The sequence below is a fragment of the Sphingomonas sp. SphC10 genome, assembly GCF_057004845.1.
Genome location: NZ_CM168044.1, coordinates 1,653,138 through 1,676,346 on the forward strand (window position 1 = coordinate 1,653,138; position 23,209 = coordinate 1,676,346).

Sequence of the window (23,209 nt, forward strand, 5' to 3'; positions counted from 1 at the left end):
GGTACGGACCGCCCTCCCAAACCGGGAGAGCGGTCCGCCAGCACATCATGTTCTCATGTCGGGATCAGTTGTGCGAACGCGAATAGTAGGATTGCAGGGGACGTACTTCAAGACCACGGGTCGCCGACGCCGCAATCGCCTTCGCCGCCTCGACGCTGGCGGGCGCCGTGGTGAAGTAGGGAATCTTCTGGCCGAGCGCGGCTTCGCGGATCGGCTTGGAGTCCTTCAGGCTCTGCCACCCCTCGGTCGTGTTGAAGATCAGGGTGATGCCGCCGTCCTTGATCCGGTCGACGATATGCGGCCGCCCTTGCGCCACCTTGTTGATCTTTTCGACCGTGACGCCTGCACGGTCGAGATAATCGGCGGTGCCACCCGTCGCGACGATCGCGAAGCCCGCTTCCGACAGCATCCGGGCGGCGGGAACGATCTGTTCCTTGTCGCCGTCCTTCACGCTGATGAAGACCGCGCCTTCGGTCGGCAGGACGGTGCCCGCCCCCAGCTGCGACTTGGCGAAGGCGGTGGTGAAGTCGGGGTCGATGCCCATGACTTCGCCCGTCGACTTCATTTCGGGCGACAGGACCGGATCGACACCGGGGAAGCGCGCGAAGGGGAAGACCGCTTCCTTGACCGCATAATAATCGATGTGGCGATCGATCTGCGGCAGGTCCGCCAGCTTCTCGCCCGCCATGACGCGTGCGGCGATCTTGGCGATGGGCGTGCCGATCGCCTTGGCGACGAAGGGCACGGTGCGGCTGGCGCGCGGATTGACCTCGATGAGGTAGACCGTGCCGTCCTTCACCGCGAACTGGATGTTCATCAGGCCGCGCACGTTCAGGCCGCGCGCCAGTGCTTCTGCCTGACGCTCGATCTCGGCGATGATTTCGGCCGACAGGCTGTAGGGCGGCAGCGAGCAGGCCGAGTCGCCCGAATGGACGCCCGCTTCCTCGATATGCTGGAGCACGCCCGCCACGACGACCTGGTCGCCGTCGCAGATCGCGTCCACGTCCACCTCGATCGCGTCACGCAGATACTGGTCGATCAACACCGGGGCGTCGCCCGACACCTGCACCGCCGTCTGGATATAATCCTCCAGCTGCTGCGGACCGTCGACGATCTCCATGGCGCGGCCGCCCAGCACGAAGCTGGGGCGCATCAGCACCGGATAGCCGACGCGCTCGGCGACGATCAGCGCTTCCTCGCGGCTGCGCGCGATGCCGTTCTTGGGCTGGTGCAGCTTCAGCTTGTCGACCAGCGCCGCGAACTGCTCGCGGTCCTCGGCCAGGTCGATCGCGTCGGGGCTGGTGCCCAGGATCGGGATACCCGCCGATTCCAGTGCGCGGGCGAGGTTCAGCGGGGTCTGGCCGCCGAACTGCACGATCACGCCGACCAGCTCGCCCTTCGACTTCTCGACATCGAGAATGGCCAGCACGTCCTCGGCGGTCAGCGGCTCGAAATAGAGCCGGTCCGAGGTGTCATAGTCGGTGCTGACCGTTTCCGGGTTGCAGTTGACCATGATCGTCTCATAGCCCGCATCCGCCAGCGCGAAGCAGGCGTGGCAGCAGCAATAGTCGAACTCGATGCCCTGCCCGATCCGGTTCGGACCGCCGCCCAGAATGACGATCTTCTTGCGGTCGCTGGGCACCGCCTCGTCCTCGGGCTCGCCGAAGGTCGGGGCTTCGTAAGTCGAGTACATATAGGGCGTCTTCGCGTCGAACTCGGCCGCGCAGGTGTCGATCCGCTTGAAGACCGGACGCACGCCCAGCTTCTGGCGATGCTCGCGCACCTCCTGTTCGGTCACGCCGCCGGTCATCATCTTGACGACCTCGTGGATCAGGCCTGACCCACGCGCGATGCCGCGATCCATGCCGCGCAGGTTCGCCGATTGCAGCGCCAGATAAGCGAGCCGCTTGTCGGAGAAGCCCATCGCCTTCAGGCGGCGCATCCCCGCCGCATCCTGCGGCAGGCCGTTCTGCATGACTTCGGCTTCGGCCGCGACGATCTCGGCGATCCGCTCCAGGAACCAGGGGTCATATTTCGCGATCGCATGGACCTCGGCGACGGTGAAGCCTTCGCGCAGCGCCTGGGCCGCGACCAGCAGCCGGTCCGGGGTCGCCTTGGCCAGCGCCGCCTCGATCTCGGCACGCGGGGCACCGACGAGATGCTCGACATCGTTGAAGCCGCTGAGACCCGTCTCCAGACCGCGCAGCGCCTTCTGCATCGATTCATGGATGTTGCGGCCGATCGCCATGACCTCGCCGACCGACTTCATCGCGGTCGACAGCACCGGCTCCGAACCCTTGAACTTCTCGAAGGCGAAGCGCGGGATCTTGGTGACGACATAGTCGATCGTCGGCTCGAACGAGGCCGGGGTCGCGCCGGTGATGTCGTTCTCGATCTCGTCCAGCGTATAGCCGACCGCCAGCTTGGCCGCGACCTTCGCGATCGGGAAGCCGGTCGCCTTCGACGCCAGCGCCGACGAACGCGACACGCGCGGGTTCATCTCGATGACGATCAGGCGGCCGTCCTTCGGATTGACCGCGAACTGCACGTTCGAGCCGCCCGTCTCCACGCCGATCTCACGCAGCACCGCCAGGCTGGCGTTGCGCATGATCTGATATTCCTTGTCGGTCAGGGTCAGCGCGGGCGCGACGGTGATCGAGTCGCCGGTATGGACGCCCATCGGATCGATATTCTCGATCGAGCAGATGATGATGGAATTGTCGTTGCGATCACGCACGACCTCCATCTCATATTCCTTCCAACCGAGAAGCGACTCCTCGATCAGCACCTCGGTCGTCGGCGAGGCGTCGAGCCCGGCGCGAACGATCGCGATGAACTCCTCGCGGTTATACGCAACGCCGCCGCCGGTACCGCCCAGCGTGAAGCTGGGGCGGATGATGGCGGGAAGGCCGACCTTCTCTAGCCCCGCCAGCGCTTCCGCCTCGCTATGCGCGATCGCCGAGCGGGCCGATTCCAGCCCGATCTTTTCCATCGCGACCTTGAACTTCTGACGGTCCTCGGCCTTGTCGATCGCCTCGGCATCGGCGCCGATCATCTGGACGCCGAATTTCTCCAGCGTGCCGTCATGGAACAGCGCCAGCGCGGTGTTCAGCGCGGTCTGGCCGCCCATGGTCGGCAGGACCGCATCAGGGCGCTCCTTCTCGATGATCTTGGCGACGACCGCGGGCGTGATCGGCTCGACATAGGTCGCGTCGGCCAGCTCGGGATCGGTCATGATCGTCGCCGGGTTCGAATTGACCAGGACGATGCGATAGCCCTCTTCCTTCAGGGCCTTGATCGCCTGCGTGCCCGAATAGTCGAACTCGCACGCCTGACCGATGACGATCGGACCAGCGCCGATGACGAGGATGGAGGAGATGTCGGTGCGTTTTGGCATTGGGCGATGACCATTTAAAAGGAATGCAGGATAGGGCTGTCGTCACAGTGCTAGGTGTCTGGAAACTGCTCACCCAGGTAATCGTATCGATAGCCGCGAAGTGCGTCCGTCAGGCAGGCTCGGCTTTTTCCGTCATCCGAGCGCACCTCCCCGGCAGGGCCGAGAATTTTATAGGACGCGTAAGGGATCCTGCCCTTCCGCCTGCGGGAAACATGGGTCGTGACGACCCCACATTTCGCAGCGGCACGGGCAAATACCTTTGGGGTAAGAAATGGCATTCCACCTGATTGCCCTGCGCACCCCGCCAGCATGGCAGATGCGATCAGGGCAACGGCGGAAGCCACGAACCTCATTTCCGAAGCGACCCCACGAACCGCTCGAACAGATAGAAGCTGTCCTGCGGCCCCGGCGAGGCTTCGGGGTGGTACTGGACCGAGAAGGCCGGGCGGTCGGTCAGTTCCAGACCCGCATTCGACCCGTCGAACAGCGACACATGCGTCTCGCGCGCGTTCGCGGGCAGCGTCTCGCGCTCGACCGCGAAGCCGTGGTTCATGCTGGTGATCTCGACCAGACCGTCGGACAGGCGCTTGACCGGGTGGTTCGCACCGCGATGCCCCTGGTGCATCTTGGTGGTCTTGGCGCCGACCGCCAGACCCAGAAGCTGGTGGCCCAGGCAGATGCCGAACAGCGGCTTGCCCGTGTCGAGCAGCTGGCGGATCACCGGCACGGTGTATTCGCCCGTCGCGGCCGGATCGCCGGGGCCGTTGGACAGGAAGATGCCGTCCGGGTTCAGCGCCATCACATCCTCGTAGGACGCCGTGGCGGGGACCACCGACACCTTCGCCCCGGCCTGAACCAGGTTGCGGAAGATGTTGTGCTTGCTGCCATAATCGATCGCGACGACGTGCGGGCGATCCTCGCCCTCGGCCCCGGCATAGCCGAAGCCCAGCCGCCACAACCCGCCTTCGCGCGTCTCGCCCCAGCCATAATGCAGCTCGGTCGACACGTCCTTGGCGAGGTCCATGCCCTCCAGCCCCGGCCAGGCCTTCGCCTTTTCGAGGAGCGCGGCGATGTCGAACTCGCCCGAAGCCGAATGCGCGATCACGCCGTTGGGCGCGCCGGCGGCGCGGATGCGGCGGGTCAGCGCGCGGGTGTCGATGCCCGCCAGGCCGATGCGGTTGTGCCGCGCCATCCATCCGGCGAGGTTCTCCATCGCGCGGAAGTTCGACGGGGCGGTCGGATCCTCGCGGACGATCATGCCCAGCGCGTGCGGCGCGTCCGCCTCGATATCGTCGGGGTTCGCGCCCACATTGCCGATATGCGGGAAGGTGAAGGTGATGATCTGCCCGGCGAAGGACGGGTCGGTCATGATCTCCTGATAACCGGTCATCGCGGTGTGGAAACACACCTCTCCGACGGCATCACCCTCGACGCCGAAACCGCGCCCCCATAACACGTCTCCGTTCGCCAGAACGAGAACGCCCGTGGCGCCTTCAGGCTTTTCGGGCATGGCGAATGGCTTGGCGTCGGCCATGATCGGCGGGCACTCCTGCTAAAATGTCTGCAATGTCGCTAAGTGGCGTCCGCTAGGGCCATCGGGCGTTCGCGTCAACCGGTTCACGGAATTGGTTCCATCGGCTAACGTCCCCGCCTTTCAGACAAGACGGAAAAAACATGATTCGCGACGACATCAAGGCCGCGCAGGTGGCCGCCATGAAAGCGGGCGACAAGGAAAGCCGCGCGGCGATCAGCCTGATCCAGGCCGCCATCAAGAACCGCGACATCGAACTCCGTACCGGCGACGCGCCCGCCGACGACGACATGGTCGTGATCGAAGTGCTGCAGAAGATGGTCAAGCAGCGCCGCGAATCGATCGCCATGTACGAACAGGGCGGCCGCCAGGAACTGGCCGACGCCGAAAAGGCCGAGGTCGCGGTAATCGAACGCTTCCTGCCGCAGACGCTAACCGAGGATGAGACCAAGGCCGCGATCGAGGCGATCAAGGCGGAGATCGGGGCGAGCGGCATGAAGGACATGGGCCGGGTGATGGCCGAGCTGAAGGCGCGACATGCGGCGGTGCTGGATATGAGCAAGGCCAGCGGATTGGTGAAGGCTTCGCTGGCGTGATGTGAGGCGGGGAGTCGGGCTGGTGGATCGGATCGATCGCGAGCGGAGTCCCCTCCCCCAGCCCCTCCCGCCTGCGGGAGGGGAGCCTGTTTCGCTTTGTGGAGCGGAATGTCCTCACCCCCAAGCGCATCCCCTCCCGCAGGCGGGAGGGGACCGAGGGGAGGGCCCCCGGCCTTTCCGAGAGAACCGGCCCACGAAACAGGCACGCGAACTGCGCCTGAACCCGACCGATGCGGAGCGACGGTTGTGGCGGGCCTTATCGAGACGCCAGATCGCAGGCGCCCGCTTCAACCGCCAAGTGCCAGTCGGTCCGTACATTGCTGACTTCGCCGCCCGGTCGGAAAAGCTGATTGTCGAGGTCGATGGCGGCCAGCATGGCACGCAAGCCGCTTACGACGAAGCCCGGACCCACTATCTCGAAGCGCAAGGCTGGCGGGTCATCCGCTTCTGGAACACCGACGTTCTGAGTAACTTGGAGGGCGTCGTTGCAACCATCGAGCGCACGCTTGCGGAAAGGCCCTTCCCCAACCCCTCCCGCCTGCGGGAGGGGAGCCCGTAGCGCTCGGGGGAGAGGACTGTCCTCCACCAAATGCGCTTCCCCTCCCGCAGGCGGGAGGGGATCGAGGGGAGGGCAAACCCGGACCATCCACCCCACCCCGCCCCTTGCCAAAAACCCCATCTCCCGCTACCAATTATAATCACGCGGACGCCATGAGCCTGACCCCGCAATTCCTTGACGAGCTACGCGCTCGGACCAGTCTGTCGGCGCTGATCGGCAAGACGGTGAAGCTGCAAAAGGCGGGCCGGGAATATAAGGGCTGCTGCCCTTTCCATAACGAAAAGACGCCCAGCTTTTACGTCAACGACGACAAGGGCTTTTACCACTGTTTCGGCTGTTCGGCGCATGGCGATGCCATTCGCTGGATGACCGACCAGCGCGGACTGCCCTTTATCGACGCGGTCAAGGAACTGGCGCAGGTCGCCGGGCTCGACATGCCAGCCCAGGACCGCCGCGCCGCGCAGAAGGCGGAGCGGGCCAAGGGCCTGCACGATGTGATGGCCGATGCCGCCGCATGGTTTTCCGAACAGCTGGGCGGGCTGTCGGGCGGTGACGCGCGCGAACTGTTGACCCGCCGCCGGGTCACACCCGACACCGCGCGCGCCTTCGGCCTGGGCTTCGCGCCCGACAGCCGGGGCAAGCTGAAGACCGCGCTCAAGGAGTATGGCGACCCGGCGCTGATCGAGTGCGGGCTGCTGATCAAGGTCGACGGCAAGGACCCATATGACCGGTTCCGCGGCCGGTTGATGATCCCGATCCGCGACGCGCGCGGCCGGGTGATCGCGTTCGGTGGCCGGATCATCGGCGACGGCGAGCCGAAATATCTGAACTCCCCTGATACGCCGCTCTTCGACAAGGGGCGCACGCTCTACAATCTCGACCGCGCGGCACCCGCCGTGCGCAAGTCCGGCCGCGTGCTGGTGGTCGAGGGTTATATGGACGTGATCGCCCTCGCCCAGGCCGGAATCGAGGAAGCCGTCGCGCCGCTGGGCACCGCGCTGACCGAGCATCAGCTGGAACGGCTGTGGCGGATGGTCGACGTGCCGACGCTCTGCTTCGACGGCGATGCGGCGGGCCAGAAGGCCGCGATCCGCGCCGCGCACCGTGCGCTGCCGCTGCTCCAGCCGGGCAAGAGCCTGTCCTTCGTCACCCTGCCGCACGGGCAGGACCCCGACGATCTGGTCCAGGAAAAGGGTGCGGCGGGGTTCGAGGCGGTGCTCACCCGCGCCACGCCGCTCAGCGACCTGCTCTGGCAGTCGGAGATCGCCCAGGCGCAGACCGACACGCCCGAGGGCCGCGCCGCGCTGAAGCAGCGACTGGAGGAACTGGCGCAGCAGATCCCGCACAAGGATCTGGCCTACGAGTACAAGCGCGCGATGATGTCGCGCTATTTCGACATCTTCGGCATCCGGCGGGTCAATGCGGCGGCGGTGCATCAGGCGGTGGCCGAAGCCAATCGCCATGTCGGGCGCGGGGTCGAATACAGCCTGAAGCGCGCGGTCCTGTTGGGTCTGATGCGCTATCCGCATGTCCTGTGCCGCTACATGGACGAGATCAGCCGGTTGGACATGGGCGACCGCTATCTCAACGACTGGCGGCATCACCTGCTCGACGCGGCGGTCAACGATCCTCATCTGTCGCGCAAGGATGCGGCGGAGGCGGAAAGCCTGATCGAACAGATCATGGCGACGACCGACGTCCACCCGATCGATGCGCGCGACTATACCCGCGACCTGGCGTTCAGCTTCTTCAGCAAGGCCAGCGACCCGGCCATTGCGGTCCGCGACCTGGAAAAGATCATCGAGGTCATGCTGGAGGAAAGCGAGACGCGCGCGAACCGCGAACGCGCGGTGCAGGCGTTCCAGACCGACATGACCGAGGATCGCTTCGCCGAGCAGACGCGGTGCCATGCGGCACATGCGCAATCGCGCGACGAACTCTATCGCTGGCTGGAGGCGGCGCACGATCTGGCCGAGAAGCAAGCCGGGGAGGCCGCTTGATACAGCACCTCTCCCGCCCCATATCCGGGGCATATTGGGCGACCTACGCCCGCACTGGAAAATTACGCATGGCCCCCTCACCCGCTTGCATCACCTGCGAGCGGTGTGACAGAGGCCGGGCACGGAACCCTGAGGGCATTTGATGGCGAAGGCGAATATGGCGGCGGATACGACCGATACCACGGAAACGGGCGATGCGCCGCTGATCGACCTGAACGAGGCGTCGATCAAGAAGCTGATCGCGCGCGCCAAGAAGCGCGGCTACATCACGTACGACCAGCTGAACGAAGCGCTGCCGCAGGACCAGATGTCCTCCGATCAGCTCGAGGATATCATGGCCGCCCTGAACGAGATGGGCGTCAATATCGTCGAGAATGAGGAACAGGGCGAGGACGGCGAGTCCGAGGAAGAGGCCGACGACGCCGAGACCACGGACGCCGAATCCGATGGCGGCCCGCAGCCCGAGGCGAAGAAGAAGGAAACCGTCGATCGCACCGACGATCCGGTCCGCATGTACCTGCGCGAGATGGGCGCGGTCGAACTGCTGAGCCGCGAGGGCGAGATCGCCATCGCCAAGCGGATCGAGGCGGGTCGCGACACGATGATCCTGGGGCTGTGCGAAAGCCCGATCACCTTCAACGCGATCATCGACTGGTCGACCGCGCTGAACGAAGGCACGATGCAGCTGCGCGAGATCCTCGACCTCGACGCCATGCTGTCCAAGGACGCCGGCCCGGAAAATCTGGGCGAGGAGGACGAGGACGACAATGGCGAGATCAGCGCCAAGAACGCCGGTCCCCAGTTCAAGGAAGAAGAAGAGCCCGAGGAACCCTCGGTCGATGACGAGGATGGCGAGGGCGGCGAACGTCGCGGGCCCCGCGCCGAGGACGAGGAAGAGGACAACACCCTGTCCCTCGCGCAGATGGAGGAAACGCTCAAGCCGCAGGCGCTGGAGAAGTTCGCCAACATCACCGCGATCTACAAGAAATTCTCGAAGATCCAGCAGCAGCGCCTGGAGTCCATGGCGCTGGGCGGCGAGCTGTCGTCGGCGGAGGAGCGCAAGTACCACAAGCTGCGCGAAGAATTGACCGCCGAGGTCGAGAGCGTCCAGTTCCACAACGCCAAGATCGAATTCCTGGTCGACCAGCTCTACGCCTATAACCGCCGCCTGACCGCGCTGGGCGGCCAGATGCTGCGTCTGGCCGAACGGCACAAGGTCAACCGCAAGGATTTCCTCGACCGCTATCTGGGTCACGAGCTGGACGAGAATTGGCTCGATACCGTGCGCGGCGTCGACAAGAAGTGGGGCAACTTCGCCACCAACGAAGCCGCCACCGTCGACCGCATCCGCAGCGAGATCGCCGACATTTCGCAGCAGACCGGCATGGCGCTGACCGAATTCCGCCGCATCGTGAACATGGTGCAGAAGGGCGAGCGCGAGGCGCGTATCGCCAAGAAGGAAATGGTCGAGGCCAATCTGCGCCTCGTCATCTCCATCGCCAAGAAATACACCAATCGCGGCCTGCAATTCCTGGACCTTATCCAGGAGGGCAATATCGGCCTGATGAAGGCGGTCGATAAGTTCGAATATCGCCGTGGTTACAAATTCTCGACCTATGCGACCTGGTGGATCCGTCAGGCGATCACCCGCTCGATCGCCGACCAGGCGCGGACCATCCGTATCCCGGTCCATATGATCGAGACGATCAACAAGCTGGTCCGTACCAGCCGCCAGTTCCTGCACGAGCAGGGCCGCGAGCCGACCCCGGAAGAGATGGCCGAGCGCCTCTCCATGCCGCTGGAGAAGGTGCGCAAGGTGATGAAGATCGCCAAGGAGCCGATCAGCCTTGAAACGCCGATCGGCGACGAGGAGGATTCGCACCTCGGCGACTTCATCGAGGACAAGAACGCGGTCATCCCGGTGGACGCGGCGATCCAGGCGAACCTCAAGGAAACGGTCACCCGCGTCCTCGCCTCGCTGACCCCGCGCGAAGAGCGCGTGCTGCGCATGCGCTTCGGCATCGGCATGAACACCGATCACACGCTGGAAGAGGTCGGCCAGCAGTTCTCGGTCACGCGCGAACGCATTCGCCAGATCGAGGCGAAGGCGCTCCGCAAGCTGAAGCATCCCAGCCGCAGCCGCAAGATGCGCAGCTTCCTCGACCAGTAAGGTCGGGTCGCGAGGATCACCAAAGGGGTCGCCGGTCGCAGGATCGGCGGCCCTTTTGCTTTTGGATTCTCATGACCCGAAAAGGACCCACCCCTCCCCTTCAGGGGAGGGGCCGGGGGTGGGGCGCTTCCGCAAGCGCGGCGTTCGTGGAAAGGCCCCACCCCAACCCCTCCCCTGAAGGGGAGGGGATCACGTCGACTCCATATAATGTCATCCTGCTCTAAGGGATCGCACGTCAGCCGGGGTTGCGCTGCCGGCGGCGATCGGGCCATCCTCCGACCAGGGGGATATGGGCCATGATGATCGCATTTTTTCTGTCCGCGGCGGCGGTCGTGCAAAGCCCTGCGCCGATCGCGCCAACTGCGCAGGCCTTTGCCGGCGAGGCGACATTCCGCCCGCTATCGCCGACCCATGCGACGGTGACGATCCGCGCATCCAATGGCGAAAGCGTGGTCGATATCGATACTATCGACGACGCCCTTGCCGTGCTGGCCGACCGTCGTCTCGCCGCCATCTGGCCACAGCTGCTGACATGGGCAGGCCCCTCGCTTACCGGCTTGCGCGAGGCCCTGGTTGCGGATGCGAGGGCCGTCTTCGCAAAGGGGCGTACCAAACAGGCGGATAGCGCCATTGCCTCGGTCGTCCGCCCGCGTCTTCGTCCGACTTTCCAATTGGCCGATGCCCTGCTGGCGGCAGGACAGGTCGCGGAGGCGACCCGGTTAATGGAAGACGCCCGCATTGCCGAACCACAACAGGGCAACTCGTTCTGGTCGATCCATTGGGCGGCGATGTCGCAATGGCTGGCCAAGGCCCGGGACGTTCGCGGCGACAGCCAGGGCACGCTGGACGTTCTGGAAGCCGCTATCCCGCCATTGGGGAACGACCGTGTGAAGCTCAACCTCGAGGTCAGCCGGGCATCGGTACTGCTCGACCTGCACCGCCCCGCCGAGGCGCTGACCGCGATCGATGCGGTCGAGGCGCGCTTCCAGGCCCCCGGCGGCATTTTCTCGGGTGACGTTCGGATCAGGGGCAGCGACCGCCAGTTCGCCTGGATACGCGCCTGTGCGCTTCAGCAACTCGGCCGGACGGCAGAGGCCAAGGCTGCCGCCGCCCCGCTCTATCCGATCACCGAGCCACAGGACCGGCGTGTCCGGATCGATCCGACCGTCAAGCTGCGAAAGCAACTGGGGCTTTGCACGCGCGACGTCGCCCTCACCGCACAAAGCTATGCCGAGATGCTGCGCGACGATCCTTATGGCGGAGAGGCGCTGGTGGAGCTGCAACCCGCATTCCGGCGCCGGGGGTATGATGCACGCTTCATGGACGAGGTTCGCGGCCATCCGCTCCTTGCCTCGATCCTCACCGCACGGCTGAGGGCCTTGCCGGACGACCTGGTGCCTGCGCTGAACGGCTGGGGGGCGATGTCGCCAGCGCCGTGATGCAGGGCTTCGGGCAAATGACATCGGCCGTGGCAGTCGCTAGGATGGGCGCCATGAAGTATGCGTTGCCGTTTCTCGCCCTGCTGATCGCAGCCGCCCCCGCCAACCAGAATGTCCCCCGCCCCGGCACCATCCGGGTGCAGCTCAACACGTCGGAAGGGCCGATCGTCGTCGCGCTCGACACGCGCCATGCGCCTGCCACGAGCAGGAACTTCCTCGCCTATGTCGATGACGGCCGGTTCGACGGCACCAGCTTCTACCGCGCGGCACGGGACAAGCGCGACCCGAAAAAGGGCTTTGTACAGGGCGGCATCCGCACCGATGCGCGGCGCATCCTGCCCCCCTTCCCGCTGGAGAAGACGAGCCAGACCGGGATCAAGCATCTCGACGCCACGATCTCGATGGCGCGGGGGACGACGCCGTCCTCGGCGGGCGGCAATTTCTTCATCACCGTCGGGCCGACGCCCGGCATGGACGCGCGACCGGGCTATGACGGCTATGCCGCGTTCGGACGCGTGGTCGCGGGGATGGACACGGTGAAGAAGATCCTCGCCAAGCCCTCGGGCGGTGGGCAGGACGCGATGAAGGGGCAGATGATCTTCAAACCCGTCACCCTGATCAACGCCAAGCGACTGGACGGCAAGCCGCAGCCGACCAAGGAGCCCAAGATGTGGCTGTACAATTTCGGGGGATAACGTCCCATCCTCCGTTCGGCCTGAGCGGAGTCGAAGGTCAAGGGATGACCTATCCAATTAGCGTCCGGCCCGCTCGCGGCTACTGCTGGGGCGTGGCCTTCGACTTCGCTCAGGCTGAACGGAGATTGGGGTAATGCATAGAAAAAGGGCGGCGGCACCGCTTGGTGCCACCGCCCCTTCCCTGTCGAACCGCTGGACGGTCCGTCGCGCCGATTACTCGGCGGCTGCGGTGCCCTTGGCCGGACGCGGATCGCGACGCTCGGCGATACGCGCCGACTTGCCGGTGCGACCACGCAGGTAATAGAGCTTCGCACGACGCACGGCGCCGCGACGAACCACTTCGATCGAGTCGACGTTCGGCGAGTAGAGCGGGAAGACGCGCTCCACGCCCTCACCGAAGGAGATCTTGCGGACCGTGAACGACGAGCCCATGCCCTTGTTCGAGCGGGCGATGCAGACGCCCTCATAGAACTGGACGCGGGTGCGCTCGCCTTCGACGACCTTCACACCGACCTTCAGCGTGTCGCCGGGGCGGAATTCCGGGATCTTCTTCGTCTCGTTGAACTTGGCGATCTGCTCAGCTTCGATCTGCTGGATCACGTTCATGACACTATTCCTCAATCGTCGCCGCGCGCCAGAGGGCGACCGACCCGAACGCCCTCATGACGTTCCCAAAGGTCCGGCCGCCTTGACCGTGTATCCTCGCAAGCCCTGGCATGACGCCATTTTGCGATTTTCGCATGATCCCCCGATCGCAGCACTTCAGGGATCGTGCGCCCTTCCCACTCAGCAGGTCGGGTATATTGCGGATATTCGAGGAGGACGCTTTCGAAGCTTTCCTCGACTCCACTGGAAGCCGCGCCCATTACGCCGGGAAGCAGCCGAACGCAAGCGTCGAGCAGCACCAGCGCCCCCATCTCGCCGCCCGACAGGATATAGTCGCCGATCGACACCTGTTCGATGCCCCGAGCCTCGAACAGGCGTTCGTCGAACCCCTCGAAACGGCCGCACAATATGGTGACGCCCGGCCCCGCCGCGATTTCGCGGACACGCGGCTGGGTGAGCGGACGCCCGCGCGGCGTCATCGCCAGCACGGGCCGGTCGTCCGCCACCGAATCCACCGCCGCCGCCAGCACATCGGCGCGCAACACCATGCCCGCGCCGCCGCCCGCCGGGGTATCGTCGACCGAGCGATGCTTGTCGGTCGCGAAGTCCCGGATCTGGACCGTCTCCAGCCCCCAGCGATCCTCGCGCAGCGCCCGCCCCGCCAGCGAATGGCCCAGCGGGCCGGGAAACATCTCGGGATAGAGCGTCAATATCGTCGCGCGAAAGGTCACAGCGTCCAGTTCTCGATAGTCAGGCCGGGGATGTCGGCGAAGTCGGCTTCGTTATTGGTGACCAGCGTGAGGCCCGTCGCCAGGGCATGGGCCCCGATCAAGCGATCGAACCGCCCCCGCCGGAATGGAATTTTCGCATAGGCCGATGCTGCGCGTCGGTCGAACGGCAATATTGGCACCCGATCGAAAAAATGATCAAAAGCCGCCACGGCCTCTGCACCGTGGTGCTCCAGTCCTCGCATGATCTCGGCATAGGTGATCGCGGAAGCCACTGCGGCGCCCGGCTCGCACGTCGCCAGCCGCCGCGCCGCGCGACCGCTCGCGTCGCGAAGGACATAGATGCAAATATTGGAATCGAGCAGATAGCGGGGCTCAATCACGACCGAGCAGCTTTCCGTCCCAATCCAGCGCGCGCGGCTCCATTTCGAAGTCTTCCCGTTCGATCGGCTTCAGCCACGGCATAGAGCCTGCGATGCCGGTCAGATCGATCGTCTTGGGCGGCGTCTGAACGGGCTCGAACACGTAACGCCCCTGCTCTTCGCGTAGCGTCATCTCCGTCCCCTCTGTCAGCCCCAGCGCAGCAGGCAAGCGCAGTGCGAGCGAATTGCCCGAGCGGAAGACCTTCGCCTGATAATCCTTGCCCATAAAGCCTCCGTATATACATCGCGTATATACATGATGCGCTGCGCGACGCCAAGGAACGTTGCGCCGATTGAGGCTTTGCCCCCGCCATGGACGATTGCATCATCATTGGGGCGGGCCCCGCCGGGCTGACGGCCGCGATCTATCTGGCGCGCTATCACCTGCGCATCCATATGTTCGACAGCGGATCGAGCCGGGCCGCGATGATTCCCTGCACGCACAATCATGCCGGTTTCCCGGAAGGGATCAGCGGCAAGGCCCTGTTGTCACGTATGCACGATCAGGCGCGTCGTTACGGCGCGCATTGCACGCCGCACCGGGTCATGGCCATCCACCCCGAAAATGATCACTTCCGCGTCGTCACCGATAAGGCCGAGTATCGCACCCGAACCGTCCTGCTCGCCACGGGCGTGGTCAATCACCGCCCCCGCAAGCTCCTGCCCGAGGTGCACGACCCTGCGTTGGAGCGTGGGCTGATCCGCTATTGCCCGGTCTGTGACGGCTATGAGGTCACCGACAAGCGGATCGGCGTCATCGGCACCAGCGACCATGGCATGCGCGAGGCGCTGTTCCTGCGCGGCTTTACCAAAGACGTAACGCTGATCGCGCCCGATGCCGCGCATGACCTCGACCCGGCATGTGCCAAAGCGCTGGACGAAGCTGGTGTGGCACGCGTGGACGGCCCCTGCGGCGGCTGGGCGATCGAGGGCGAGCAAATCGCGCTCGACACGGCGAACGGGCGGATGCGCTTCGACAGCGTCTATCCGGCGATGGGCTCGCGTATCCGGTCGGAACTGGCGGTATCGGCAGGCGCGAAGGCGGACCCGAGCGGATGCCTGGAGGTCGACGACCATCAACGGACGTCGGTCCCCGGCCTGTTCGCGGCAGGGGATGTGGTGAAGGGGCTGGATCAGATCAGCCACGCCATGGGCGAGGCCGGGGTCGCGGCCACGACGATCCGCAACCTGCTGAACGAGCAATCGCCGATCAGGCGATGAAGGCGCGTTCCACGATCAGGCGGTCCTGATCCCATTCGGGCACGGCCTGCGCGTTCATCGGCACCATGAACCGGCGGCCATCGGGACGTTCGATCTCGAGAACATCGCCCGCGCCGAAATTCTCGATCAGCGCGACATGGCCCAGTTCCTCGCCATCGCTGGCGATCGCGGGCAGTCCGATAATGTCGGCATGATAATATTCGCCCTCTTCCAGCGGAGGCAGGGCGGAGCGCGGTACCGTCAGTTCCGTGCCGCGAAGCGCCTCGGCGGCGTTGCGGTCGGTGACCTCGGCAAAGCGTGCGATGACGCCGTTCGAACCGTCACGCGCCGACTTCAACGTCAGCGCGCCGTCATTGAACGAGCGATAGTCCGACAGGTCGTTGGCAAAGACCTTGAGCCGAACCTCGCCCGTAATGCCGTGCGCGCCGATGATGACGGCCAGCGTGACGTGCGGCTCACCCGTTGGGCGAGTTGCCGTCCCCGTTGGGGGCGTCGTCTCCGCCTTCGGCGGGGTCTGGCGCGGAGACGCCTTGGTTGGTCGCGTCGTCATGGTCGTCGGGTGCGGTCCGGGGATCGGGTTCGGTCGGCGGGGTCATGCGCATATCTCCTGAAGCCATTGGCTTTGGAAACGCATGACCCCGTATCCGGTGCCTTGCCCTGCCCCGATCGCGATCGACCGAGGCAGCGCAAAGCCGAAAGCCATTAGGCCTCGGCGGTCTCTTCGGCCGGAGCGTTGGCGTCTTCCTGGGCAGCCTTCAGCTTCTCGGCACGCTCTTCGGCGCGCTCGGTGGCCTTTTCGCCCGGCTTCGCCTTGTTCGGGTTGTTGCGAGCGGCGCGCTCACGAACGCCGGCGGCGTCCAGGAAGCGGGCGACGCGGTCGGTCGGCTGCGCGCCATTGGCGAGCCAGTGCTTCGCGCGCTCGGCGTCGAGCTGCACGCGCTGGTCGTTGTCCTTGGCGAGGAGCGGGTTGTAGTTGCCGATCTTCTCGATGAACTTGCCGTCGCGCGGCGCACGGGCGTCGGCCACCACGATGCGGTAGTAAGGGCGCTTCTTGGAGCCACCACGCGACAGACGAATGCTGAGAGCCATTATATAGTCCTTGGAGTTAAACGTTCAAAATTACCGGCCATTCCGTCCGGCGCGGGGGTTATTTCTTCTTCAGAAGATTTTCGAAGCCGGGGGGCAGTTTCGGCATGCCCTCGGGCAGCTTGCCGCCGCCCGCACCCATGCCCCCGATGCCCGGCAGGCCGCTACCGCCACCTGCCTTGTTGAGCATCTCGCCCATCTGCGGACCGCCCAGTGCATTGCCCAGGCCGCCAAGGCCGCCCTTGCCGAGCATGGCCATCATGCCCTTGATGCCGCCCATCTTCTTGATCTTCTTCATCGCCGTGGCCATTTCCTGATGCATCTTCAGGAGCTTGTTCACGTCCTGCACCGTGGTGCCGGAACCCTTGGCGATGCGGATCTTGCGCTTGGCGTTGACCAGCTCGGGCTTGGCCCGCTCCTTGACCGTCATCGACGTGATGATCGCGTCCATGCGGAGCAGGATCTTGTCGCCACCGGCATCGTTGAGCGCGTTCTGCGCCTTCTTCATGCCCGGCATCATGCCCGCCAGCGCACCCAGCCCGCCCATGCGGCGCATCTGAGCCAGCTGGCCGCGCAGGTCGTTCAGATCGAACTGACCCTTGGCCATTTTCATGGCCATGCGCTCGGCATCTTCCTGCTGGATCGTCTCGGCGGCGCGCTCGACCAGCGACACGACGTCGCCCATGCCGAGGATGCGGCCCGCGACACGCTCCGGATGGAAGGCCTCCAGCGCGTCCATCTTTTCGCCGACACCGGCGAACTTGATGGGCTTGCCGGTGACCGCGCGCATCGATAGCGCCGCACCACCGCGTGCGTCGCCGTCCATACGGGTCAGCACCACGCCGGTCAGCGGCACCTGCTCCGAGAAGCTGGTCGCGACGTTCACCGCGTCCTGACCGGTCAGCGAGTCGACGACGAGCAGGATTTCCTGCGGCTGGGCGATCTCCGCCACCGCCTTCATCTCGTCCATCAGCGCCTGGTCGACGTGCAGACGACCGGCGGTGTCGAGCATCAGGACGTCATAGCCCTGCAGCTTGGCGGCCTGGAGCGCGCGGCGTGCGATCTCGACCGGCTGCTGACCCGCGATGATCGGCAGGGTCGACACCTCGACCTGTGTGCCGAGCGTCGCCAGCTGCTCCTGCGCGGCGGGGCGATTGACGTCGAGCGACGCCATCAGCACCTTCTTGCGATCGCGGCCCATCGCCCCGCTCGACAGGCGGCGGGCGATCTTGGCGGTGGTCGTGGTCTTACCCGAGCCCTGGAGACCGACCATCATCACGACGGCGGGCGGCGTGACGTCGAGCAGCAGCTCACTGGCATCGGCGCCCAGCATCGCGACCAGCGCGTCATGGACGATCTTGACGACCTGCTGGCCCGGCGTGATCGAACGAAGGACGTTCTGGCCGATCGCCTGTTCAGTGACCTTATCGACGAAGTCGCGCGCAACGGGCAGCGCCACGTCGGCTTCCAGCAATGCCACGCGCACTTCGCGCATCGCGGTGCGGACATCCGCCTCGGTCAGCGCGCCACGGCCGCGAAGGCGGTCGAATACGCCGCCAAGCCGATCGCTCAAGCTGTCGAACATCGCCTCACCTCGTCAAACCCGAGCCGGAGAGTCCGGCCCAAAAACCCGTGTCGCACCGCCAAACGCAAAAGCGCCGGCGGGCGAAACCTCGCCGGCCAGCGTGCACCCTTGGGCGCTTCACCTTCACATTCCGAAACGGAACTTGGGTGCGCTCTTATGAGAAAATGACGACGGGTGCAAGTCGAACGCAACCAGCCCCGATCCGGCACACGCGTTAACCTATTGTACACTCCTGACATGCGACCGCTATGCCATGTCCGGGTCGCGCCAGCCTGTTGCCAATATCCCTGCTTCTGCGGGCCTTACGGGCGCGGCGGTGGCGATTGGCATCGCGTTGCTGGCGGCGGCGATCGTCCTGATCCAGCTGGGCCTGACCCTTCCAGCGAAACTTTTGCTGTCCGCGACGGCTGTTGCCGCCGTCCTCGTCCATTGGCGCCTTCCCGCGTCTTCGGCCCGCTCGCCTGATGTCGAGCAGATCGACCCGCTGACCGGGCTGACGAATCGCCGCTATTTCCACGATGTCGGGCAGGCGATGATCGAGAATGTGCAGCGCCGCCAGCGCGGCATTGCGCTGATGCTCGTCGATATCGATCGTTTCCGCGCCATAGCCGGGTCGCTGGGCCATGAAGCGGGTGACCTGCTGCTCCGCCATGTCGCCAAGACCATCCGCGACGAAGCGCCGTCCGAGGCGATCGTCGCACGGTTCGAGAGCGATTGCTTCGGCTGCCTCATCCCCTTCGACCCGCGTGGCCGCGACCGGATCGAACGGCTGGCCGAACGGCTGGCGGTGCGACTCGGCCAGCCGGTGAAGCTGGTCGATCAGGAACTGACGCCGCGCGCCGCCATTGCGCTGACCCGCATCGACGACGGGGCCGCGACGGTCGACCGGCTGGTCCGCCAGGCCGATCTGGCGCTGATCGCCGCCAAGGCGCGCAGCGACGGCAAGCCGCTCTGGTTCGCCCCCGCGATGGAAGAGGCGATGGCAGAGCGTAACGCCATCATCACCGACTTGCGCGCTGCCCTGGCGAATGGCGATATCCAGCCCCGGTTCGAGGCGCAGGTCGATCTGGGCACCGCGCGCCTGACCGGGTTCGAGGTGTCGGGTTATTGGGATCATCCCAGCCTGGGCCCGATGACCGCCGAACGCTTCATGCCCGTCGCCGAAGCCTGCGGCCTGTCGGGCGAGGTTTCCTTGTCGCTGATGCGGCAGGCGATGGCCGCCGCGCGGGACTGGGACCCGTCGATCACCCTGTCGATCCCGCTCGCCGCTTCGCAATTCCAGGATGCCTGGCTGGCGCAGAAGGTCATCAAGACGCTGACCGAGTGCGGTTTCCCCGCACACCGGCTGGAGATCGAGATTACCGAAAATGCGCTGTTCGCCAATCTGGCGCTGGCGCAGTCGATCGTCATCAGTCTGAAGAACCAGGGCATCGCCCTGGCGCTCGATGCGTTCGGGCGCGGTTATTCCAGCCTGGCGCATTTGCGCGCCCTGCCCTTCGACCGGGTACGGATCGATCCGAACTTCATCCGCAACATGGCGGCCGACCCGGATTGCTGCGCCATCGTCACCGCGATCGTCCATCTGGGCGACAGCCTGCACCTGCCGATCGCCGCCAAGGGCGTGCGCGACCTGGATATCGAGATGCGGCTGCGCGACATCGGCTGCTCGCACGGGCAGGGCTCGCTCTATGGTCCGCCGCTCGATCTGGCGCAGGTGCGTCAGATGCTGGCGGAAAAGCGGCTGCTCGCGGGCATCTCGCCCTCCTCATTCACCATCCCGCGTCTGGCTGGCTGAGATAGTCGCGTTCCGCCTCGGTGGAGGCCCGACCCAGCGCCGCATTGCGACTGGGATAACGCCCGTAAAGCCGGATGACGTCGCGGTGATCGCGGGCGAAGGAGAGGTTCTCCGCACGTCCCAGTTCGGTGAACTTCGCGACGCTCAGATCCTGCATCGCACGGGACTCGGCATGCATCAGCGGCATATAGACAAAGGCCAGCCGTTCGGGCGGATAGCGATCCTCCCATCCCGCATCGATCGCGCCCAGGCACAGTTCCAGCGCCAGCGGGTCGGCGGCATAGGCCTGCGCCGATCCCCGGTGCAGGTTGCGCGAAAACTGGTCGAGCAGCAGGATAGCCGCCAGCAGCGTGTCGGGATCGTCCCGCCAGCCGATCGCCTCGGTCGCCAGCACCTGATCGCGCAGCACACCGAACCGCTCGGCGATCACCAGGTCGAGCGCATCATCCTTGGCAAAATGCTTTTCGGGTGGCAGGGCGAACCAGAAGTCGATTATGTCCCGCGCCTCCGCGTGGACACGTCGTTCATCCATCCCTAGATCAGCAGCCATGTCGTCCCCATCCGGGCCCGAGATCATCAGTCTGGGCTGTCGCCTCAACATCGCCGAGAGCGAAACGATCCGCGCGCTGGCCGCCGGGCGGGAGGACTTGGTCGTCGTCAATAGCTGCGCCGTGACCAACGAGGCGGTCAAGCAGACCCGCGTCGCCATCCGCCGCGCGGCCAAGGCGCGGCCCGATGCGCAGATCGTCGTGACGGGATGCGCCGCGCAGATCGATCCGGCCAGCTTCGCCGCCATGCCCGAGGTCGCGCGCGTGCTGGGCAATACCGACAAGCTGCGCCCCGAAAGCTGGGCCTCGGCCGAGCCGATGCTGGTCACCGATATGTCGCGCGTGGTCGAGACCGCGCCGCATCTGGTGTCGGCCTTTGCGGGCCATGCACGGGCGTTCGTCGAGGTCCAGAATGGCTGCGACCACGCTTGCACCTTCTGCATCATCCCGACCGGGCGCGGCCCCAGCCGTTCGGTGCCCGCCGGACTGGTGATCGATCGCATCGCGCGCGCGGTCGAACTGGGGCATCGGGAGGTCGTACTCACCGGCGTCGACCTGACCAGCTATGGCCATGACCTGCCGGGCCAGCCGAGTTTGGGTCTGCTGGTCGAGCGTATCCTGACCCATGTCCCTACCCTCCCCCGGCTGCGGCTGTCATCGCTCGACTCGATCGAGATCGACGATCGTTTGTTCGAGCTGGTGACGGGCGAGGCGCGGGTAATGCCGCATCTGCATCTGTCGCTCCAGGCGGGCAACGACCTGATCCTCAAGCGGATGAAGCGCCGCCACAGCCGCGCGCAATCGGTCGCCATCGTCGAGCGGCTGCTGACCGCGCGGCCCGAGATCGCGATCGGTGCGGACCTGATCGCGGGCTTCCCGACCGAGGATGAGGCGATGGCGGCGGACACGCTGGCGCTGATCGACGACGCCCATATCGTCCACGCCCATATCTTTCCCTTTTCGGCGCGCGACGGCACGCCCGCCGCCCGGATGCCGCAGGTGCCGCACCCGCTCCGTCGCGAACGCGCCGCCCGCCTGCGCGATGCCGCCGCGCGTCGCCGCCGCGACTGGCTGGCCACGCAGATCGGTGCGACCCGCGACGTGCTGGTCGAGCGGCCGGGCACGCGCGGCCACGCGCCCGACTTCGCCGACATTCATTTTTCCCCCGCCGCCGAACCGGGCAGCATCGCCCGCGTTCGGGTCACGGCGGCGACCGAAACCCATCTGATCGGACAATTGGCATGAGTTCTTCCTCCTCCTGGCACGACAAGCTGCTCGGCGGTTTCCGTCGCACCTCGGACCGGCTGGTCGGCAATCTGGCGGGCCTGGGCACCGCGCGGCTCGACGAGGGCACGCTGGACGAGATCGAGGAAGCGCTGATCGCCTCCGACCTCGGCCCCGAAACGGCGGGTCATATCCGCACCCGCCTGGCCGAGGGCAGCTTCGAGCGGAACATGGAGGATCTCGGCATCCGCCTGGTCGTCGCCGAGGAAGTCGAGAAGGCACTGGCCAAGGTCGCCACCCCGCTGGAGATCGACGCCTTTCCCCGGCCGCAGGTGATCCTGGTGATCGGTGTCAACGGGTCGGGCAAGACGACGACCATCGCCAAGCTGGCGCATCTGTTCATGGAGCAGGATTACGGCGTGATGCTGGCGGCGGGCGACACCTTCCGCGCCGCCGCCATCGGTCAGCTCGCCACCTGGGCCGAGCGGGTCGGCGTACCGATCGTCTCGGGCAAGGAAGGCGGCGACGCCGCGGGCATCGTCTATGAGGCGGTGAAGCAGGCGACCGCCACCGGCATCGACGTGCTGATCGTCGACACCGCCGGGCGCCTCCAGAACAAGCGCGAGCTGATGGACGAGCTGTCCAAGATCCGCCGCGTGCTCGGCCGCCTGAACCCCGAGGCGCCGCATGACATATTGCTGGTGCTGGACGCCACCACCGGCCAGAACGCGCTGAACCAGATCGAGGTGTTCAAGGACGTGGCGGGCGTCACCGGCCTGGTCATGACCAAGCTGGACGGCACCGCGCGCGGCGGCGTGCTGGTCGCGGCGGCGGAGAAATACGGCCTGCCCATCCACGCCATCGGCGTCGGCGAGGGCATGACCGACCTGCGCCCCTTCGACGCCAATGAAGTCAGCCGGATCATTGCGGGCATCGAGGGGGGCCGCAAATGAGCGTGCCCCAAAAGGAAGCGAGTGCCGGACTGAAGGCGGGCATCGAGTACGGTCCGCTGATCTTGTTCTTTGCGGTCAATTTCCTGGCGCCGATCGGCCCGCTGACCCGCGTGCTGGTCGCAACCGGTGTCTTCATGGCCGCGACCGTGGTGGCGATGATCGTCAGCAAGGTGAAGCTCGGCCGCATCTCCCCGATGCTGTGGCTGTCGGGCGTGCTGGTCGTCGTGTTCGGCGGTCTGACCCTGTATTTCCACGACGAGCGCTTCATCAAGATGAAGCCGACCATCGTCTATGCGATGTTCTCCGCGCTGCTGTTCTTCGGGCTGGCGACCGGGCGGCCCCTGATCCAGATGGTGCTGGGCAATGTCTATCCGGGGCTGACCGAGTTGGGCTGGCGCAAGCTGACGCGCAACTGGGCCTGTTTCTTCGCCTTCATGGCGGTGCTGAACGAAGCGGTGTGGCGCAATTCGACCTGGGATTTCTGGGTCGGCTTCAAGCTGTGGGGCGCGATGCCGCTGACCATCGCCTTTGCGATCGCAAATATCCCGATGCTGTTACGGCATGGGTTGAATGCCGAAGGCGCGAAGGTCGACGAACCACCGGTGGAGTGAACCCCAATTCCCCCCCTCCCCTTGCAGGGGAGGACTAGGAATA

The 23,209-nt window shown here is 65.6% G+C and carries 20 protein-coding genes and 1 pseudogene; 11 read left to right on the forward strand and 10 right to left on the reverse strand.

Features of this window, described 5'->3' with window-relative positions; translation table 11 throughout:
- Positions 1–64: 64 nt before the first annotated feature.
- Both carB and carA read right to left on the reverse strand, forming a co-directional pair.
- Positions 65–3,397 (reverse strand): carbamoyl-phosphate synthase large subunit, encoded by a 3,333-nt coding sequence (gene carB, locus ACWKSV_RS07335; RefSeq protein WP_076716790.1) that lies wholly within the window; start codon positions 3,395–3,397, stop codon positions 65–67.
- Positions 3,398–3,746: 349 nt separating this feature from the next.
- Positions 3,747–4,931, reverse strand: a complete 1,185-nt coding sequence (carA, locus tag ACWKSV_RS07340) for a glutamine-hydrolyzing carbamoyl-phosphate synthase small subunit (protein WP_076716792.1) — start codon at positions 4,929–4,931, stop codon at positions 3,747–3,749.
- 140 nt (positions 4,932–5,071) lie between these two features.
- On the opposite strand from carA, the gene ACWKSV_RS07345 reads away from it, so the two are divergent.
- From ACWKSV_RS07345 to ACWKSV_RS07370, 6 genes are all read left to right on the forward strand, one after another.
- Positions 5,072–5,524, forward strand: a complete 453-nt coding sequence (locus tag ACWKSV_RS07345) for a GatB/YqeY domain-containing protein (RefSeq protein ID WP_007404070.1) — start codon at positions 5,072–5,074, stop codon at positions 5,522–5,524.
- 244 nt (positions 5,525–5,768) lie between these two features.
- Entirely contained in the window at positions 5,769–6,083 is a 315-nt protein-coding gene (locus ACWKSV_RS07350; RefSeq protein ID WP_237243390.1) for an endonuclease domain-containing protein, read from the forward strand.
- A gap of 152 nt (positions 6,084–6,235) precedes the next feature.
- The gene (gene dnaG, locus ACWKSV_RS07355) at positions 6,236–8,083 is read left to right on the forward strand and encodes a DNA primase (protein WP_076716793.1); all 1,848 of its coding nucleotides are present in this window, start codon (positions 6,236–6,238) and stop codon (positions 8,081–8,083) included.
- Between the two features lie 142 nt (positions 8,084–8,225).
- The gene (gene rpoD, locus ACWKSV_RS07360; RefSeq protein ID WP_056433895.1) at positions 8,226–10,253 is read left to right on the forward strand and encodes an RNA polymerase sigma factor RpoD; all 2,028 of its coding nucleotides are present in this window, start codon (positions 8,226–8,228) and stop codon (positions 10,251–10,253) included.
- Positions 10,254–10,549: 296 nt separating this feature from the next.
- Positions 10,550–11,692, forward strand: a complete 1,143-nt coding sequence (locus ACWKSV_RS07365) for a hypothetical protein (protein WP_076716795.1) — start codon at positions 10,550–10,552, stop codon at positions 11,690–11,692.
- A gap of 53 nt (positions 11,693–11,745) precedes the next feature.
- Positions 11,746–12,387, forward strand: coding sequence for a peptidylprolyl isomerase (locus tag ACWKSV_RS07370; protein ID WP_076718277.1), 642 nt, complete (start codon positions 11,746–11,748; stop codon positions 12,385–12,387).
- 213 nt (positions 12,388–12,600) lie between these two features.
- Here the strand turns inward: ACWKSV_RS07370 and rplS are convergent, their stop codons facing one another.
- From rplS to ACWKSV_RS07390, 4 genes and pseudogenes are all read right to left on the reverse strand, one after another.
- On the reverse strand, positions 12,601–12,993 hold the full coding sequence (rplS, locus tag ACWKSV_RS07375; protein WP_042483560.1) for a 50S ribosomal protein L19: 393 nt from the start codon (positions 12,991–12,993) through the stop codon (positions 12,601–12,603).
- Positions 12,994–13,008: 15 nt separating this feature from the next.
- Positions 13,009–13,724, reverse strand: a pseudogene (gene trmD, locus ACWKSV_RS07380) (tRNA (guanosine(37)-N1)-methyltransferase TrmD); the annotation flags it as partial.
- Positions 13,721–14,104: a type II toxin-antitoxin system VapC family toxin gene (locus ACWKSV_RS07385; RefSeq protein ID WP_076716797.1), complete on the reverse strand. Its 384-nt coding sequence runs from the start codon at positions 14,102–14,104 to the stop codon at positions 13,721–13,723. The gene ACWKSV_RS07385 and the pseudogene trmD, both read right to left, overlap by 4 nt.
- Positions 14,097–14,369 carry an AbrB/MazE/SpoVT family DNA-binding domain-containing protein gene (locus ACWKSV_RS07390; RefSeq protein WP_076716798.1) on the reverse strand — a complete coding sequence of 91 codons (273 nt, stop codon included), beginning with the start codon at positions 14,367–14,369 and terminating at the stop codon, positions 14,097–14,099. The genes ACWKSV_RS07385 and ACWKSV_RS07390 overlap by 8 nt, the downstream gene beginning before the upstream one ends.
- A gap of 86 nt (positions 14,370–14,455) precedes the next feature.
- Between ACWKSV_RS07390 and ACWKSV_RS07395 the strand changes: the two genes are divergently transcribed.
- Positions 14,456–15,364, forward strand: a complete 909-nt coding sequence (locus ACWKSV_RS07395) for an NAD(P)/FAD-dependent oxidoreductase (protein WP_076716800.1) — start codon at positions 14,456–14,458, stop codon at positions 15,362–15,364.
- On the opposite strand, the gene rimM is transcribed toward ACWKSV_RS07395, so the two are convergent.
- From rimM to ffh, 3 genes are all read right to left on the reverse strand, one after another.
- Positions 15,354–15,914: a ribosome maturation factor RimM gene (gene rimM / locus ACWKSV_RS07400; protein WP_237243391.1), complete on the reverse strand. Its 561-nt coding sequence runs from the start codon at positions 15,912–15,914 to the stop codon at positions 15,354–15,356. The genes ACWKSV_RS07395 and rimM overlap by 11 nt on opposite strands.
- A gap of 152 nt (positions 15,915–16,066) precedes the next feature.
- Positions 16,067–16,453 carry a 30S ribosomal protein S16 gene (gene rpsP / locus ACWKSV_RS07405; RefSeq protein WP_076716802.1) on the reverse strand — a complete coding sequence of 129 codons (387 nt, stop codon included), beginning with the start codon at positions 16,451–16,453 and terminating at the stop codon, positions 16,067–16,069.
- 58 nt (positions 16,454–16,511) lie between these two features.
- Entirely contained in the window at positions 16,512–18,035 is a 1,524-nt protein-coding gene (ffh, locus tag ACWKSV_RS07410; RefSeq protein WP_076716804.1) for a signal recognition particle protein, read from the reverse strand.
- Positions 18,036–18,288: 253 nt separating this feature from the next.
- Here ffh and ACWKSV_RS07415 point away from each other — a divergent pair, with 253 nt between their 5' ends.
- Positions 18,289–19,830 carry a putative bifunctional diguanylate cyclase/phosphodiesterase gene (locus ACWKSV_RS07415; RefSeq protein ID WP_076716805.1) on the forward strand — a complete coding sequence of 514 codons (1,542 nt, stop codon included), beginning with the start codon at positions 18,289–18,291 and terminating at the stop codon, positions 19,828–19,830.
- Here the strand turns inward: ACWKSV_RS07415 and ACWKSV_RS07420 are convergent.
- Entirely contained in the window at positions 19,805–20,380 is a 576-nt protein-coding gene (locus ACWKSV_RS07420) for a DUF924 family protein (protein ID WP_172839674.1), read from the reverse strand. The two genes, ACWKSV_RS07415 and ACWKSV_RS07420, sit on opposite strands and share 26 nt — an antisense overlap.
- On the opposite strand from ACWKSV_RS07420, the gene mtaB reads away from it, so the two are divergent.
- From mtaB to ACWKSV_RS07435, 3 genes are read left to right on the forward strand one after another with little or no spacing between them, the layout of a single operon-like run.
- The gene (gene mtaB / locus ACWKSV_RS07425) at positions 20,379–21,623 is read left to right on the forward strand and encodes a tRNA (N(6)-L-threonylcarbamoyladenosine(37)-C(2))-methylthiotransferase MtaB (RefSeq protein WP_076716808.1); all 1,245 of its coding nucleotides are present in this window, start codon (positions 20,379–20,381) and stop codon (positions 21,621–21,623) included. The two genes, ACWKSV_RS07420 and mtaB, sit on opposite strands and share 2 nt — an antisense overlap.
- Positions 21,620–22,555, forward strand: coding sequence for a signal recognition particle-docking protein FtsY (ftsY, locus tag ACWKSV_RS07430; protein WP_056433924.1), 936 nt, complete (start codon positions 21,620–21,622; stop codon positions 22,553–22,555). The genes mtaB and ftsY overlap by 4 nt, the downstream gene beginning before the upstream one ends.
- Positions 22,552–23,166 (forward strand): septation protein A, encoded by a 615-nt coding sequence (locus tag ACWKSV_RS07435; RefSeq protein ID WP_076716810.1) that lies wholly within the window; start codon positions 22,552–22,554, stop codon positions 23,164–23,166. The genes ftsY and ACWKSV_RS07435 overlap by 4 nt, the downstream gene beginning before the upstream one ends.
- The last annotated feature ends 43 nt before the right edge of the window (positions 23,167–23,209 follow it).

Coding starts and splice junctions, on each gene's coding strand:
- ACWKSV_RS07395 (WP_076716800.1), top strand. CDS start 14,456: ATGGACGATTGCATCATCATTGGGGCGGGCCCCGCCGGGCTGACGGCC.
- dnaG (WP_076716793.1), top strand. CDS start 6,236: ATGAGCCTGACCCCGCAATTCCTTGACGAGCTACGCGCTCGGACCAGT.
- rimM (WP_237243391.1), bottom strand. CDS start 15,914: ATGACGACGCGACCAACCAAGGCGTCTCCGCGCCAGACCCCGCCGAAG.
- ftsY (WP_056433924.1), top strand. CDS start 21,620: ATGAGTTCTTCCTCCTCCTGGCACGACAAGCTGCTCGGCGGTTTCCGT.
- rpsP (WP_076716802.1), bottom strand. CDS start 16,453: ATGGCTCTCAGCATTCGTCTGTCGCGTGGTGGCTCCAAGAAGCGCCCT.
- ACWKSV_RS07415 (WP_076716805.1), top strand. CDS start 18,289: ATGTCCGGGTCGCGCCAGCCTGTTGCCAATATCCCTGCTTCTGCGGGC.
- rplS (WP_042483560.1), bottom strand. CDS start 12,993: ATGAACGTGATCCAGCAGATCGAAGCTGAGCAGATCGCCAAGTTCAAC.
- ACWKSV_RS07420 (WP_172839674.1), bottom strand. CDS start 20,380: ATGGCTGCTGATCTAGGGATGGATGAACGACGTGTCCACGCGGAGGCG.
- carB (WP_076716790.1), bottom strand. CDS start 3,397: ATGCCAAAACGCACCGACATCTCCTCCATCCTCGTCATCGGCGCTGGT.
- ACWKSV_RS07370 (WP_076718277.1), top strand. CDS start 11,746: ATGAAGTATGCGTTGCCGTTTCTCGCCCTGCTGATCGCAGCCGCCCCC.
- carA (WP_076716792.1), bottom strand. CDS start 4,931: ATGGCCGACGCCAAGCCATTCGCCATGCCCGAAAAGCCTGAAGGCGCC.
- ACWKSV_RS07365 (WP_076716795.1), top strand. CDS start 10,550: ATGATGATCGCATTTTTTCTGTCCGCGGCGGCGGTCGTGCAAAGCCCT.
- ACWKSV_RS07435 (WP_076716810.1), top strand. CDS start 22,552: ATGAGCGTGCCCCAAAAGGAAGCGAGTGCCGGACTGAAGGCGGGCATC.
- ACWKSV_RS07390 (WP_076716798.1), bottom strand. CDS start 14,369: ATGGGCAAGGATTATCAGGCGAAGGTCTTCCGCTCGGGCAATTCGCTC.
- rpoD (WP_056433895.1), top strand. CDS start 8,226: ATGGCGAAGGCGAATATGGCGGCGGATACGACCGATACCACGGAAACG.
- mtaB (WP_076716808.1), top strand. CDS start 20,379: ATGTCGTCCCCATCCGGGCCCGAGATCATCAGTCTGGGCTGTCGCCTC.
- ffh (WP_076716804.1), bottom strand. CDS start 18,035: ATGTTCGACAGCTTGAGCGATCGGCTTGGCGGCGTATTCGACCGCCTT.
- ACWKSV_RS07345 (WP_007404070.1), top strand. CDS start 5,072: ATGATTCGCGACGACATCAAGGCCGCGCAGGTGGCCGCCATGAAAGCG.